This window comes from Micromonospora sp. DT201 (genome assembly GCF_049841575.1).
Classification (GTDB): Bacteria; Actinomycetota; Actinomycetes; order Mycobacteriales; family Micromonosporaceae; genus Micromonospora.
The window spans coordinates 13,443-27,773 of the sequence record NZ_JBNCKP010000002.1 but is presented as its reverse complement, the minus strand read 5'-3'; the positions used below and the strand labels follow the sequence as shown (position 1 = coordinate 27,773).

At 66.6% G+C, this 14,331-nt stretch carries 12 protein-coding genes and 1 pseudogene; 6 read left to right on the top strand and 7 right to left on the bottom strand.

The window, feature by feature from the left end; translation table 11 throughout:
• Positions 1-10 precede the first annotated feature (10 nt).
• Positions 11-2,959 (bottom strand): hypothetical protein, encoded by a 2,949-nt coding sequence (locus ACLQ28_RS03805; protein WP_425684809.1) that lies wholly within the window; start codon positions 2,957-2,959, stop codon positions 11-13.
• Between the two features lie 1,671 nt (positions 2,960-4,630).
• On the opposite strand from ACLQ28_RS03805, the gene ACLQ28_RS03800 reads away from it, so the two are divergent.
• Positions 4,631-4,843, top strand: a complete 213-nt coding sequence (locus ACLQ28_RS03800; RefSeq protein WP_425684808.1) for a hypothetical protein — start codon at positions 4,631-4,633, stop codon at positions 4,841-4,843.
• 198 nt (positions 4,844-5,041) lie between these two features.
• On the opposite strand, the gene ACLQ28_RS03795 is transcribed toward ACLQ28_RS03800, so the two are convergent.
• Together ACLQ28_RS03795 and ACLQ28_RS03790 are read right to left on the bottom strand one after the other, a co-directional pair.
• Entirely contained in the window at positions 5,042-6,040 is a 999-nt protein-coding gene (locus ACLQ28_RS03795) for a hypothetical protein (RefSeq protein ID WP_425684807.1), read from the bottom strand.
• Entirely contained in the window at positions 6,037-6,399 is a 363-nt protein-coding gene (locus ACLQ28_RS03790; RefSeq protein WP_425684806.1) for a PadR family transcriptional regulator, read from the bottom strand. Before ACLQ28_RS03790 ends, ACLQ28_RS03795 begins: the two co-directional genes overlap by 4 nt.
• Before the next feature lie 67 nt (positions 6,400-6,466).
• Here ACLQ28_RS03790 and ACLQ28_RS03785 point away from each other — a divergent pair, with 67 nt between their 5' ends.
• Both ACLQ28_RS03785 and ACLQ28_RS03780 read left to right on the top strand, forming a co-directional pair.
• Complete coding sequence (locus tag ACLQ28_RS03785; protein ID WP_425684805.1) at positions 6,467-6,871, top strand: hypothetical protein; 405 nt, start codon at positions 6,467-6,469, stop codon at positions 6,869-6,871.
• Between the two features lie 472 nt (positions 6,872-7,343).
• Positions 7,344-7,721 carry a hypothetical protein gene (locus ACLQ28_RS03780; RefSeq protein ID WP_425684804.1) on the top strand — a complete coding sequence of 126 codons (378 nt, stop codon included), beginning with the start codon at positions 7,344-7,346 and terminating at the stop codon, positions 7,719-7,721.
• A gap of 679 nt (positions 7,722-8,400) precedes the next feature.
• Here the strand turns inward: ACLQ28_RS03780 and ACLQ28_RS03775 are convergent.
• Positions 8,401-8,988, bottom strand: coding sequence for an SUKH-4 family immunity protein (locus ACLQ28_RS03775; protein ID WP_425684803.1), 588 nt, complete (start codon positions 8,986-8,988; stop codon positions 8,401-8,403).
• Positions 8,989-9,055: 67 nt separating this feature from the next.
• On the opposite strand from ACLQ28_RS03775, the pseudogene ACLQ28_RS03770 reads away from it, so the two are divergent.
• Positions 9,056-9,151 (top strand): annotated as a pseudogene (locus ACLQ28_RS03770) (IS5 family transposase); the annotation flags it as partial.
• A 146-nt stretch (positions 9,152-9,297) separates the two neighbouring features.
• On the opposite strand, the gene ACLQ28_RS03765 reads toward ACLQ28_RS03770, so the two are convergent.
• Positions 9,298-9,957 carry a dihydrofolate reductase family protein gene (locus ACLQ28_RS03765; protein ID WP_425684802.1) on the bottom strand — a complete coding sequence of 220 codons (660 nt, stop codon included), beginning with the start codon at positions 9,955-9,957 and terminating at the stop codon, positions 9,298-9,300.
• Between the two features lie 58 nt (positions 9,958-10,015).
• On the bottom strand, positions 10,016-10,762 hold the full coding sequence (locus tag ACLQ28_RS03760) for an AraC family transcriptional regulator (protein ID WP_425684801.1): 747 nt from the start codon (positions 10,760-10,762) through the stop codon (positions 10,016-10,018).
• Positions 10,763-11,015: 253 nt separating this feature from the next.
• Here ACLQ28_RS03760 and ACLQ28_RS03755 point away from each other — a divergent pair, with 253 nt between their 5' ends.
• The gene (locus ACLQ28_RS03755) at positions 11,016-11,210 is read left to right on the top strand and encodes a hypothetical protein (RefSeq protein ID WP_425684800.1); all 195 of its coding nucleotides are present in this window, start codon (positions 11,016-11,018) and stop codon (positions 11,208-11,210) included.
• A gap of 55 nt (positions 11,211-11,265) precedes the next feature.
• Here the strand turns inward: ACLQ28_RS03755 and ACLQ28_RS03750 are convergent, their stop codons facing one another.
• On the bottom strand, positions 11,266-11,946 hold the full coding sequence (locus ACLQ28_RS03750; RefSeq protein WP_425684799.1) for an SMI1/KNR4 family protein: 681 nt from the start codon (positions 11,944-11,946) through the stop codon (positions 11,266-11,268).
• Between the two features lie 761 nt (positions 11,947-12,707).
• Here ACLQ28_RS03750 and ACLQ28_RS03745 point away from each other — a divergent pair.
• Positions 12,708-14,243 carry a non-reducing end alpha-L-arabinofuranosidase family hydrolase gene (locus tag ACLQ28_RS03745; RefSeq protein WP_425684798.1) on the top strand — a complete coding sequence of 512 codons (1,536 nt, stop codon included), beginning with the start codon at positions 12,708-12,710 and terminating at the stop codon, positions 14,241-14,243.
• The last annotated feature ends 88 nt before the right edge of the window (positions 14,244-14,331 follow it).

Genomic DNA, 14,331 nt, shown 5'->3' with positions numbered 1-14,331 from the left:
CCCGGCTAATCTATCCAATATCATTGGCGGTAGCTTCAAGTTTCGCGAGCGATGTCTTGGCAGAGGGTACCCCACTGTCTATCGCTCGACGCAAAATATCTATGGCCCCCGCTGTGTCTCCAGCGCCTAGCCGCACGTCAGAAATCATCGTTAGGGCCCGTTTTTTGCCAGCCGCCACGAGTCGCTGCAGAAGAGCTTCGGCACCGCGAAAGTCTCCGCGTTCCTGCCGAATCTCTGCGATCGCTTCCCACCCGGCATCGCCGCCGCCAGGATGAGGATCGCGCTCGAACTCCTCGGCCAGCTTCTCGGCTGTGGCGTGATCACCAGCGCGCTCATACGACTTAGCCAGCTCGACGATTGCGTAGGTTTCCCCCATCATCGCCAACCGTCGGTAGATCCTGCGTGCCTTGCGGGTGCAGCCCTGCTTCTCGCGAAGCGTGCCCAGCTCGAACAACGCCCACGGAACTCCACCGTTGAAGGCCCTCCAGAGTAGGCCCGCGCCTCGACGCTCGGCCCCGTCTCTCAACAGAATCGTCCCCGCCACCCGCAGCCCATCCGGATTGCCGAGCTGCTCCGCTAGATGACAATAGGCGACCGTCAGTTCCCGGTTCTTCGTCGTCGTGGCAAGGATGATCAGTTCGTTGATCGCACCCCGGAACCCGAGCTTGAGAGCGTGTTCCATCACGGCGAAGGCGCGGTCGGCGTCCGTTGAGATGTAGGTCCAGGCCAGGCCAGTGAGGGCCTCTGTGTTGCCGTTGGCGTACGACCGATCGGCGAGGCTCAGGGCAAGGTCGTGGGCGCCCTGAGTGGCGAGGTGTCTGGCCTGGTGCTCGACTGCTTTTGCGCCGCCGGCAGAGAGTGCCTGCTCGTACAACTGCTCGGCCTTCTCGGGGTGTCCACGCAGCGATTCGAGTGAGGCCAGCCCGACCAGCGCCAAGGGGTTCTTGCCGTCGTTGGCCCTGGCGTACCAGGCCTCGGCTGTGTCCCATTCGCCCTTGTCCTCGTGCCAGACACCCACCGTCACCTGCGACCGTGCGTCACCGTTCTCGGCCGCGCGTCGGAAGTAGGGCAGCGCGGCCTCACGATCTTCGTCTCGGTCGATCAAGGCCGCGAAGGCTGCAACACCTGCAGCGTTACCGCCGGCGGCGGCAGCTGAAGCCAACTGATGGGCGGCCTCGATCCGATCGCGTTCGTAGGCAGCTCGGGCCATGGCAGCCTGATCTCTGCTTGCCACGTCACCGCAGAGCGCGGCGAGCCAGAACTGGTCCGGCGGGCATAACTCCGATCGGTTCTGCTTGCCGTATTGCTCCAGGTAGTCGACGAGCTTGTAGCCGGCCTCCGAGGCGGCCCTCGGCTCTGCTCTGACTCTCGACAGCGGCCCTCGAGCACCCCGGCACATGGGCAGCAAGTAGCCGAGCGCACGGTCGAACCAGTCGCCCGGCAGGTTGTCCTGCTGCAGTTCGGTTAGGTACGCCTGGGCTGCGTGGACGAGAAACGCTGTAGGGAGGGTCGGGCCCCACCCGAGTCGGCGAGCGTCCATCGCAGCGTGCAATACGGCTCGTGCGGACGGATCCGCTGTCAGATAGCGCTCGACCTGAGCAGGCCCACCTGCCAAATACTGGGTGATGTGCCCTTGTTCGGCCTTGGTCTGAGCCTCGGCAAGCCGGGGGTCTTGGCTCGCCGCGTCGGCGAGCAGCTGTAGTTCGGTCTGGCCAAACGTCTCTGGTACGGGGATGAAGTGTTCAGAGACGAGGGCCCGCACCTGTGGCCGGACGTCGTTGAGGCTCTCGGCTGGCGCTACTCGGAGACGGTATTCGTGCCATAGGGTGCCGAGGATCAGCACCGGAGCGCGGGAGGAATCCCGGAGCATCTCCAGCAGCCGTCCAGCGATCGTCTCGTCGCGTCGGATGTCGTCGGTGCATATGTAGCGGTGCAACTCGTTGAGCCAGAGCACGGTGTGTGGCGTGATCCCCGATAGCTTCGCCAGCAGCTCGTCCGGGAATGCCGGATGCCAGAGCCGCCACGGGGTGGGTAGACGTTGGATCTGCTCCCAGGCCGAGCGCGTCTTGCCCGTTGACGAGTTGCCCAATAAGACAGCGATCTCACTCTGACCTGCCAGTGCCAAGTCAACGACCTTCTCGAGATCACCGTCATGCTGTCGCCGGATATAGATTGGCAACCGGGCGAGGGGCGACGTGATGACGGGTGCCCGGATGGCCTCGTGTACCTCGAGCGCGAACGGGTCGTGGACCTCCGACACCAGCTGCCCCGGCCCAGGCTGGACCTCAATCGCCGCCTCCCGGGTGGCGAGTTGCTGGGCCACTGCGTCCCCGGAGGACTGGTGTGCTGCCTCTCCGGTCAACTCGAATCCTGCTGCCTGCAAGACAACGCGCCACGTTGCGATATCTGCTCCGGACCGGCGGCTGGCAAAGGTACGAGCTGCCGCCGTCAGCTCGGCCATAGCCTGCGGTGCCACCTTGGCGTCGGCAAGCACAGCACCGAGCAAGGCCGCGCCCAACTGGGCCTCTCGACCGTGCACCGGTTTTCCGATCTTGGCGTTCTCTGCGTCACCGGCGCCCACATGCCAAATGACAGCGGCGTCGAAAAGCTGCCTTTTCGCGTCTTCGTCCAGATCGGGCGCTACCCGCACGAGCTGCGTCGTGAGGACCTGGAGAGCCTTGTGCTGTTTTGCCGTCAAGGCGCCGCTGTGCGGATCCCTCCGCCGGTTGAGGGCCGATCGCAGCACTTCCAGCGGACCAGGTAGCCGAGCCACGGCCAACACCAGGCCGTCACCATGTTGCACCGATCCCCGCCGGATCATCTCGGCCCACTGGACGAGTATCGGTGCCAGGCCCCCGCCGGCGGTCCCTACGGTCACGTCATGCTTTGCCTGCACCCATGCCCTTCGGCCGGATGCGCACTCGCAGAGAATGTCGTCGGTCGGATCGTCGGTCTCCATCCGAACCAGCACTGGGGGTCCGCCGCGGGATGGGAGCAGTCCTTCAGCCTCCCGCTCCAACAGGCCATAGACCACGAGTAGAGCCGCAGCGCCAGCGCGATGAGCGCTGCCGATCTCACCCGCTGCCCCGCCTATCGCCCCGCGTGCCGCATACGTCACGGTTGAACCCTGCCGGAACCCGAGGCCGACATCAACGGGGGCTGTGCCGATTACTGCGCCGGCGCCTGCTCGTAGCCCCGCCCATTGCCGACGTGGCACCGGACTCGCCGCACGTCAGGCAACCACAAGCCTCGCAACGTGACCGCGCTGACAGGCGATCAGAGACAGCTGACAGCCGACGTTCGGCACATGCTCGCCGCACCTAACGCCGCGACGACCGTCAACGGAAACCGGGGCAGGCGACGGCGATGCCGCCCGTCGCCACGCCGCCCGGAACTCCACCGACGACACGTGTCAGCGAGACGGGTTCGCCCGTCCGGACCGCCGGCCTGCCGAGGACCGAAGCTTCTGCTGCACGATCGGGCTCACCGTCCCACGTGGCGTCTCCGTAACGCGCTCTAGCACCTTGTCGACGGGGCCTGAGGCCGCATCGATGCGCCGAGCATGGGTGCCAGGTGGCGAGGTTGCACGGCAGACGGGACGGGCGGCCGCGAGGCGGCCGCGATGGAGCCGCGAGCACGCGACCACTTCCTCTACAGTGGAACTCGTGCACCGAGTTCCGGAGGTTACCTTGTCGCCCGACGTCCTCGACGTTGGTGTCGACCTGCCATGGCTCGGAGGGCAACGCGACGCGCAGCGGGCTCTCGTCGTGCTGTGGGATGCGTGGGACCGTGTCCGTTCTTCCCTCGGTGCTCACCACCCGGCTCTAGCGGCAGTACGGCGTAACGCCGACATCACACCTTCCGTGTTTCGTCTCGCTAACGGCTTAGGCAAGACCCACACGATCGCGTACATGTTGGCAGCTGCGGCCACGCGGCCCTCTCAGGGGGATTTCTTTACACCGCGTGCCGTGGTTCGCACGCTCGCCCGCCATCTTGTCTCGCACGACTTGGCCGTTCATCCCACTCCCGCAGTCTCGCCACTCTCTTCGTACCTCGACGCGCTGTCGCAGGTGACGGACGGACGCGAGCGACCGCTGCAGGATCTCGCGAGGGTACCGGAGTTCTTAAGTCCGACCGAGGTGGCGCTTGGTCACAGCCCGGCTTTGGCCAGGCTGGCGAAGATCACTCAGCCGTCGGCGCCGCCGACGACTGCGATCGGGTGGGCACGAGAGCTGCTGACCAGGCTTGCGGGTGCGGTGATGTCGCCTGTTCGTCGCCACTGGGTGCAGACGCTCCTGTTCCACCTCGCTAGGGCACTGGACGCATGTCGCGGGCACCGTGGCTATGAATCCAGGCCTGCCTATGCGCTGTCCGGCGCCCGGGCTGCCGCAACTCGTGGTGGACCACGCGGTCCCAACCTCGCCCTGCAGAAGACCAGGCCGCTAGTCATCGGCAGGGAGCTAGGCGCTCTGTAGGCGTAACTCCCTGCCATCCCTGCAGGGAGTTATTGGTGTCAACCTCATCCACTCCATCGCCTCGCTCCCGCCGGTCGCAGTCCGGTAATCCGGGCGGACAACCTCCTGCTCGGCGCAGCCCGTCCGGCAGCCGGTTTGCCGGCGGGGCGGGGGCCATGGGCGCCCTGATTGGCAGCGGCGCGGCGGGCATCGCCGGCGCTCCATTGCCCGTCGTAGCCTGCGGGGCGGTGCTGGCCGGCGTGATCAGCGTGTTCCCACAGGAGTCCAGCGACCGGCTGCAGCTCCTTCTTGCGGTGCTGAATCACCTGCGGTGGCGATCCGAGTGCCGCGAGCGCAGGCGGCGAGCCAACGCGAAATCCCCGCGCTGATCTGGCTGCACGCCGATCCACCCTCCAGCGGACTCGGGTGGCAGTGCGCGTGAGGCCGCTGACGGCGGTGACGAGGGCATTGGACCGCCTGCCATGTAGCAGGCTGTAGCCCATTGACCGTGGAGGGCGAACGCGAGTTCGTTCGGATCGATGAGGTCGTGCACACGCGACTGGTTTGCAGCGCGGCGGATGCGGCTGTCACCGGCCGCAGGTGGGGCAGCTCGCCGTCGTGGGCTGGGTCGTGACGGTGGCTGATCCGCCAGAGCGTGCTCCGTGGCGAGCGGCGACCGCTGCTATCAGCGTCACCGCGGTGAAGATGATGACCGCAGCGGCGGTCCCCGTTGCGACGTGGAAATTGGGGTAGCTGGCGCCGACGAGGTCCGCGGTGATCTCGCTTAAGGGGTAGAGGCCGAGCAGCCCGATCGGGGTGAGCAGAGTCAGGAGGGCCCAGAGCCCTCGGGTGTCGTGGCGGAGAGCGAGGACGGCCGCGGCGAGCATGGCGACCAGTAGCAGCGCGACGCCGGTCTGGGGTAGGAATGCGCCCCAGTCGCCGTACCGGTATGGGGTGCCTCGCTTGGCCATGCCGTTGGCTGCGATAAATGCTGCCAAAGGGGCGACTACTGGCGGCACGAGCTGCTGCCACCGTACTGATTCGCGAGGCAGCGCCAGCGCCAGTAGCCCCAGCACGGCTTGAGGCACCAGGACGAATAGTGGCGGACGCGGCAGGCCGGCCAGGGCGCCCACCGGGAGCGCGGCGGCGCTCAGCAGCAGCGCCAGGCCGATGGTCATCCGAGTCCAACGGAGCGGGGCGAAGCAGTGCACGATGGCGGCCAGCAGCCAGGCTGTCCAGACGACGATGCCGGTGGTGGCGAATGGTCCGAAGGTCGGCACGCCCCAGGACGCCTGGCCGGCGATGTGCTCGGCTGCCGTCCAGATGCCGGCCAGGGCGGTCGCGGTGGTGAACGCGAAGACGGCTGCGAGGCGTACGCCGGGGATGAGGTCCGCAGCGCCGGCGGCCCGCAACCGTTCCCGGGTTCCACCGGCAAGCACGTCCGCTGTGTCGGCCGGTGACGGCCAGCGGCGGCCCTTTCCGGTCAGGTCGAGGTACGTCCCGACGATCTCGGTGCCGCGGGCCCGCCGGTAGCCCACCGGATACGCGTGTAGAAGCCGTCGGTAGCGGCGCTCGAGGTCCCTCATGCCATCCCTCCCACGGTTCGTGGCGCAGCCCGGGCGGAGCGGGCGCGTTCACGCAGCCGGGCCGCGGCGGCCTCGACGTTTCGGCGCAGTCGATCCGTCTCCTCGACGAGCGTGGTATCGCCGGCGGGGGAGAGGTAGTAGTAGCGGCGCAGCCGACCCTCCACGATTTCCTCGTGGTGAACCTCGACCAGGCCGGCATCAACCAGCCGGTCCAGCGCGCCATAGAGGGTGCCGGGGCGCAGCGGCAGCCGGCCCTCGGAGATGGCCGCCACCTCGCCGATGATGCCGTAACCGTGCAGCGGCTCACCGGCCAACGCGGCCAGAATCAGGAAGGTGGGTTCCCGCAGTGGCATGTCCACCCCCGCAATATATCGGCCACGAAGCTATCTACAGGCGAAATCACTGATTTGCGCAGGAGTTCAACGAATGTCGGGCCCGCATCGTGAACGCGTTGCCCAACTCGGCGTTCTCCGTGCTCGTACAGCGCTGCGCGGGCAGGAGCCGGCCGCGTCGGGGGAGGCGAACTTCGCGCACGGCTCGGCGCTCCCACCTACCCCGTACGGCCACCCGGACCTGGTTTTGGTCCGCGCGGTGCGCCTCGGGGTGATCACCGTCGCCGAGGCGGAGCTTATCGGCGGGACGTTCCTAGAGGACGTCAGCCTCGCCGCGTACGCCGAGCGCAGCGGCTTGCCCTCTGGGGTGTCTACAAGCGGCGCAGCGCCGCCGTGGAGCGGCTCGTCGCAGCGACCCGGTCCGGTGCCGCTCAGCGACCCGACCGCCGAGGTCACCGGGACCACCGCACCAGAGGCGTCATCCCGTCACCGCCACTGACCCGCAACCGCTGCAGCACCCCGGCCGGGTCACCCGCGACAGAGCTTTGGCAAGACGGACGAGCTGCGGCCATGCCCGGTACGTGCCCGATCTCGCGGGCGCTGACGGGCAAGCACGGTCATGGTCCGCCGGCAGGTGGCGTGCGTGTCCAGCATTGTTGGCAGGCAGCGAGGCTGCTCGGCGCACCGGGCCGAGAATTTCTCAACCGTGTGCTTGAAGGCCGGCGGCAGCTCGCAGCGCAGGTTGTGATGGCCTGCTTTACTGACGGGGTGTGTGCCCGCCTACTCCCCTGTGTTGCGTTGCTGGCCGCGGGCGTGATGATGGCAGGGACCGGACTCATGGTCGCCATGGGATACGTCGGGCAGCCCGGGCCCTTCAACGAGGCGATACTCGGCGCGATCGGCGCAGCCGTGGCCTCGGCTGGTTTCCACCGTTGGAGGAAGTACCGCCCTTCGGGCTTGGTGCAGCCCGGGTGACTTACGACTTGGCGGTGTGGGAGGGCGACGAGCCCACAGGCGATGGCGAGGGCGGTCGGGTCTTCCAGCAGTTGTACCGCACGTACATCGACACGGAGGATGAGACACCTCCGACACCGCGTATCCAGGCTTACGTCCGTGCGCTCCTAGAGCGATGGATCGACATGACCGAGGACGAGGAGGACGTCAGCCCGTGGTCGGATGGTCCCATGATCGGTAACGCCTCTGGGCCCATCATCTACTTCGCCATGCGGTACAGCATGTGCGAGGAGGTGTCGGCCGAGGCGGCCGGGATGGCGGCAGAACGAGGGTTGATCTGCTTCGACCCGCAGTGGAACCGTCTCCGGCCCAGCGATGGAGAAGCAGTCGCCTAACAACTCGGCCCGCTCGACGGCCGCTGAGAAGATCAGCGAGCCGTAGTAGTCGTGCCGGTACGGGCCGGCGAAGCGGGTGGTGAAGATGGTGCCGTCGGCGGCCGGCGGAAACTGCGCCGAGTGCTCGCGGATGGCGGTCGCCACGACCTGGGGTAGCGGAATGGTTCGGCGCGAGCGGCCGGTCTTTGGCTCGGTGCGCACCTTGGATTGTGGCGCGAACTGCCATTCGATCCGAGCTGTCCGGGACGTGTGGTCGACGTCCTGGACGCGCAGTGCGAGCAGTTAGCCTGAGGCCGGCTTGCACGATCACCATGGCACGGTTGCGGGCGGGCATCGCGGCGGCCAGGGCGCGCACCTGGTCGACGGTGAGTGGCACGATGCGTTCTCCGGTGGGCTGACGGCAGGCTAACTCTCACCACGGGAGAGCGGCCCACAAGCCGATCCAGCACCGCAGCCGCGTAGACAGACCGAAGCAGCCCGACGAGGTTGCGAAGAGTCGACGGGGCGAGCACCTTGGATCGGTCGGCCCCCGGGGCGCTACCGGTGATTGCCTAGTCCCACCCCATGCCTGACAGTTCCGTCCCACCGGATGCTTGGCGGTTGGCCTAGTTCCCTCGCCCCAAAGTTGTCATCTCGCCTCGATCGTTCGGTCGTCTGATCGGCTACTGAACGGACCGACTCAAATGGCGTCGAGCTCGACTTCCTCGTACACCCTCGACCACCAGGTGTCGTCGTCGAACGCGACCGGGTCCTGTTGGCGCAGCTGCTCTGCGATTGCAGCCCCGAAGGCCACTCGTGCCTCTTCCGCCGGGTCGTCGTCCTCGTCATCGTCGTCCGGTTCCAACTCGTCGAAGTCGTCGAGGTGTTGGTTCCGGTAGTCCCATGCGGCGAGCGCGTCGAGGAACGCGATCAGGGAGGAGTTGACGAACCGGGGCGCCGGGAGGGACGGGTCCAGGAGCACGACCTGGCCATTGCTGTCGAGTACGTACTCGAACACGTACTCGTCGCCGATCTGAGAGTCGTGCTGGCCGAGCCGCCAGAAGCGTTCGCTCGTCGCCGCGACCGTTTGGGTGAAAGGTGCGCCGTGTGTGCTGGGGTAGAACATCCCGTCCACCTCGGCGGGCAGACCGTACTCGCGCCCGATCTGAAGGGCTGCACGCACCTGCCCAGGCCAGTCGGCCACCGAGCCCTGCACGTTCTGGCCCAGTTGCATCGCTCCCGTCTCAACCCACGACTCGGACGTCAGCCACCGCGGCAGGTATTCCATCGGTTCTTCCCTCCGGCGCCCTTGTGCGCGCTATCGACTATGGCCACGCGATCATGTCAAGCATCTGGTGAGACGCAACCGTCAGGCGCGGGGCGTCACCGTCGAGCCTGCTGATCACGCCCTCGGCCGGTCCGGCGGCGGGTTGACCACGAAGCTGCACCTGGCCTATGAGTAGGGACAGAAGTCTCTCGCCATGGTGCTGACCGGCGGTGAGCGCGGTGACAGCCCGCAGTTCATCCCGCCTGGTCATGGGCCGCCCCAGGACCGGCCGGACCGGGTCCTGGCCTCGAAGCCGGTCGGGCACCGTTGTCAGTCGAGGACCGTCGCCGAGCGTCCTTCGTCGATCGCGTACGCGCCTGCGGAGATCGCGCCGAGGCTCGTGGGGTTGAGGGTCAGCGAGACGACGCCGCCGGGCAGTACGCGCGAGCTCTCTTCGACGGTTGCGAACGTGGCGGGCGTCGATCCGTCCGGGAACAGGCGCTTTCCCGTGCCGACGATGACCGGGTACTGGAGTAGCCGGTAGACATCGACGAGTCCTGCCTGGTGCAGCGTCTGCACGAGTTTCCAGCTTCCGTGAACCTGGAGTTCCTTGCCGGGAAGCTCCTTGAGGCGGCGTACCTCGTCAGCCGGGTCACCGCGTAGGACCGTCGTCGGGCTCCAATCGGCTTCATCGTCGGTCAGCGTAGAGCTGACGACATACTTTGGCAGCGTGTTGAGCTTGGTGGCAATCAGGTTGTCAGGCTCGGTGACCTTCGGCCAGTACCCGCCGAGCAGGCCGAAGCTGGTGCGGCCGAAGAGGAACGCGTCGGCCTCACGGAACCAGCTCTCGACGACTTCGTTGGTGTGCGTCGAGGCGTGCGGAACGAGCCAGCCGCCGCGGTCGAAGCCGCCGGAGCGGTCCTCGTCGGGATTTCCGGGTCCTTGCATGACGCCGTCGAGACTGACGAAGACGTTGACGCTGAGTAGCACGGTTTTCCTCAAAGTTCTGGTTGCGGACAGCCGGCCAGGGCTGGCTGGCAGACGGACGCTAGCTGCCGGGCCCAGGGTGGGTCTTGTACAGGAACGACATCGCGGCAAAGTGGCCCGCCTGCAGCTCGCGTGCGGTGCACCCGACGTAGCGACGCAGCGTATGCGCGAGGTGGGCTTGGTCGAAGTACCCCAACGTCTCGACGACTGGGCGCCAGTCAAGGCCGTCGCGCAGCATCGTGGCTGCGGCGTTCGCGCGGTCGATCTGCCTTACAGCGGTTTGCGATAGTCCAATGATCGCTCGGTAGCGACGCTGCAGGGTTCGCTCGGTCGGGCTGGCTTCGGGATGCTCGGCGATTTGCTCTTGGTTCCCGAGATGCGATCGCACCAGCAGACCCGCGTCCTGCAATCGCCGGACGAAGTGCTCGACGTTCTCGAACGTCGGCGCCTCCCAGCTTTCGCCGCCGATGACGATCCTGCCCGATTCCGTCACTGGGAACGGCACGTACCCATCGACGATCGAGGCTGCAGGATGCGGCCGAAGAACCGCGCCGAATGCGAACCGGACCCCGAGGAATTCGGTGCCCGGCGGGACCGGTGCCGTAGTCGCCCTCGTTTCCGGCCCGCGCAGGCTGGCGAGTAGGCGTCCCTGCGCCCGCGAGAGGATCAGATGCCAGCAGGTGCGTGCTGCGGACGTCATCGTCTCCTCCGCGTCAGAGCGGGTGCGCCACACGCGGTCGACGAGGCTCACGTCGATCTCGGTGTCGCGATGCTCGAACCGCAACGCCATGGCCTCCTCCGTCTTCAAGCTGCCGAGGTTCCCTCCTGAGGCTACGTAGCGACGTCGACAATCCGGACCGACAACCTCCGGAAGCGCAAGAAGTACGACCGGAGTTCCGTGCGGGAGCCGGGGGCGTCATCTCAAGCGGTGATAGAAACCGCAACCTCGCTCACGCCAAGATGGGGCCAACCGTTCCGGAGCTCTGAGCCCGGCAGCCGTCCGAGAGGTTTTGGCGCGACAAAACGAAGTCTTTCGGCGCTACCCAGAGGGAGGGGGAGTGGTGAGCGTCGAGAAGATCCTTAGCAAGGTCCCGTTCTGCGTCGAGCAGGCCTCGTACTGCATGAGCTACCACGAAAAGGGCACCTGCGGGCGGTGCACGTCGGAGGGCTGCCCCCGGCTGGACGAGGCTGCGGAGCTGCTAGCCGAGTACCGAGCCCAGCGGGCCGAGCGGTACAGCCGTAAGGGATTTTCGTAGCTTGAATCGTTGCGGTTGTGGATTCCTGTCAATGAGCCGGTTCGCAGACCCTCTGCTATGCGTGGAGAACGTGTGACACCTGGCCTTCGGCCGCTTCCAGCCAGCGTCGATACCAACGGCCGAACCCGAGCGTTGTCCCGTCGTCGTCGCGGAGCGGCCGGAAACCACCATCTTCGGCCGTGTCGTCCGCCCACATCTGCCCGCGCGCCGGACCGCTGATGACGAGAGCCTCTCGCAGCGCACAGCCAAGATGACACAGGTACAGCAGGCCAACCGAATGCTCAGGCTTGAAGACGGCGGCGTCGTGCTGTTCCCAGTAAGCGTCCTCAGCCGCGTTGAACTCCTCGTGCGAGTCGTAGTCTTCCTCGTCGGGCGGATCGGGTAGACCGTCGGCAGGGTTGAACGCCTCGACGTGTGGAAAAGCCACCTTGAGCGTGTCCCGGTCGGTCAGATCCGCACCGTCACCCTCCCACTGCCACCGTCCGTCCAGACGACGCATCGGAAAGAGCCCGTAGGCTGGCCCTGCACCGCCTCGCCCCGCCTCCAGCAGAAAGGAGCGGTACTCGCTGGGCAGTTCCAGTTGGAGTTGTGTCTCCGCCTCAGCCAGTTCCTCGGCCCTCAATGGCGGCTCAAGCTCCCAACGGTGAGCCAAAGAACCAGAGACATCAGGGGAACCGGGCGCAGCGGCCAGCCGCGCAAGCCGTTCGCGTACGTCTGACCAGTCGGAGCGCGTCACGGGCGGGACGATACAAAACCCGGCGGTCGACGGCAATGGTCAGCAGGGGGCATGAACGATCGCACCCCTCGCGGCGGTCATGGGCGGCGGGCGATCTGCCCGGCGTACGGTTTCGTCGCCGAGCAGTGCGGCGAGCACCGCTCCGACCGGTCCACCTCCGGCAACCACCACATCCGCGTCCATGGGTCAATGTTCTTTGCCACCGCTCACGTTGGGCAAGGCTTGAACCGTGGGCACCCGGCGTCGGTCCGCAGCTCTGGGGCGCAGGCGATGCGTTACCACCCGCGGGCGAGGCGTCGAAGGGGACGAGTACCGCCGCACGCAGCCAGAAGCGACCCGGGGTTGGTGGAAGCCCGGGGATGTGCGCGGCGGGAAGATCAGGCTTGATATCCATGGCGAGTCGTCGATGTTAGCGCCCACGAACGGTAGCCCCAAGTAGTCAGCCGAAGTCCTGCGCCGGTGGGCGGGGTGATGGTCTGCGGGGGTAGTGACTCGATCATGGCCGCACTGCGTCATCGGTCGATGTTCCCAGCACGTTACGTCTTGACGAACGGCATGTTATCGCTCACAGTCGATGGCTAAGGACGACGACACCCTTGGCTTACCGGGCGAGCCTGCTTCGTCGACCTCGAATCAGGCGTGCGCCAGGGCATGCGGACATGTTGTTAGCGCTAACGTGCTCGAAGCATGCTCCCGGACACGCGTCGCGGTGCGCCCATCTTCGGGCAGACCGTTCGGCTCTTGGTCTCTGAAGGAGGATCATGTCTGCCCTCGATAGGTCTCCATCGATCGCACCCCCGCGACGGCGCGGGTGGTTGATGCGGGTTTTCGCCGCTGGCGTGGCGGCGGTGGCGGTCGGCGGTGCTGCCGTAGCCGTGGTGTCGTCGCCAGCCGCCGCAGCGACTGTCGACACGAGCGCGTGGTACGTGTTGATCAACCGCAACAGCGGCAAGGCCCTGGACGTGTACAACCTGGCCACGAATGACGGCGCCCGGATCACCCAGTGGACGCGCAACAACGGCAACCAGCAGCAGTGGCAGTTCGTGGACTCCGGAGGCGGCTACTACCGGGTGAAGTCGCGGTTGTCGGGCAAGGTGCTGGACGTCTCGGGCCGCTCGACCGCCGACGGCGGGGCGATCGTGCAGTGGTCCGACAACAACGGCACCAACCAGCAGTTCCGGTTGGCCGACTCGGACAGCGGGTACGTCCGGTTGATCAACCGCAACAGCAACAAGGTGATGGAGGTGCAGGGCGCCTCGACTGCCGACGGCGGCAACATCGTGCAGTACGCCGACTGGAACGGCACCAACCAGCAGTGGCAGTTCGTCCGCGTCGACGGCGGGGGCAACCCCACGACGCCGCCGACGACGCCGCCGCCGGGTGGCACCTGCGACCTTCCCTCGACGTACCGCTGGTCGTCGACGGGCCAGCTGGCGACCCCGAAGTCGGGGTGGGTGTCGCTCAAGGACTTCACCGTGGCCCCCTACAACGGCCAGCAGTTGGTCTACGCCACCACGCACGACTTCGGGAGCAGCTGGGGCTCGATGAACTTCAGCCTCTTCTCGAACTACTCGCAGATGGCATCGGCAACCCAGACCGGGATGAACTCGGGGACCGTCGCGCCGTCGTTGTTCTACTTCGCGCCGAAGAACATCTGGGTGCTCACCTACCAGTGGGGTGGGACTGCCTTCTCCTACCGGACCTCGACCAACCCGACCAACGCGAATGGCTGGTCGGCGGCGCAGCCGCTGTTCACCGGAAGCATCACGGGTTCGGGCACCGGGCCGATCGACCAGACGATCATCGGTGACGGTACGAACATGTACCTCTTCTTCGCCGGCGACAACGGCAAGATCTACCGGGCAAGCATGCCGATCGGCAACTTCCCCGGCAACTTCGGCAGCAGCTACACGACCATCATGAGTGACACGACGAACAACCTGTTCGAGGCCGTGCAGGTCTACAAGCTGCAGGGTCTGAACAAGTACCTCATGATCGTCGAGGCGATCGGCTCGACGGGCCGCTACTTCCGCTCGTTCACGGCCACCAGCCTGAACGGTTCGTGGACGCCGCAGGCCGCGACCCAGAGCAACCCGTTCGCGGGCAAGGTCAACAGCGGTGCCACCTGGACCAACGACATCAGCCACGGTGAGCTGCTGCGGACCAGCGCCGACCAGACGATGACGGTCAACGCCTGCAACCTGCAGTTGCTCTACCAGGGTCGTTCCCCCAGCTCCGACGGCGTCGACTACGGGCTCCTGCCGTACCGGCCGGGTCTGCTGACCCTGCAACGCTAAAGGCACCACCCAGGTCCGACGCGGGTGATCCACCGAGACGGGTGAGATCACGGTCGAGCGGAACTGAAACGGGCGGGCTCGGCGCACC

Bases quoted from the DNA above. Each gene is read 5' to 3' on its own strand.
- ACLQ28_RS03805 (WP_425684809.1), bottom strand. From the start codon at position 2,959: ATGGAGACCGACGATCCGACCGACGACATTCTCTGCGAGTGCGCATCC.
- ACLQ28_RS03800 (WP_425684808.1), top strand. From the start codon at position 4,631: ATGGGCGCCCTGATTGGCAGCGGCGCGGCGGGCATCGCCGGCGCTCCA.
- ACLQ28_RS03795 (WP_425684807.1), bottom strand. From the start codon at position 6,040: ATGAGGGACCTCGAGCGCCGCTACCGACGGCTTCTACACGCGTATCCG.
- ACLQ28_RS03785 (WP_425684805.1), top strand. From the start codon at position 6,467: ATGTCGGGCCCGCATCGTGAACGCGTTGCCCAACTCGGCGTTCTCCGT.
- ACLQ28_RS03775 (WP_425684803.1), bottom strand. From the start codon at position 8,988: ATGGAATACCTGCCGCGGTGGCTGACGTCCGAGTCGTGGGTTGAGACG.
- ACLQ28_RS03745 (WP_425684798.1), top strand. From the start codon at position 12,708: ATGTCTGCCCTCGATAGGTCTCCATCGATCGCACCCCCGCGACGGCGC.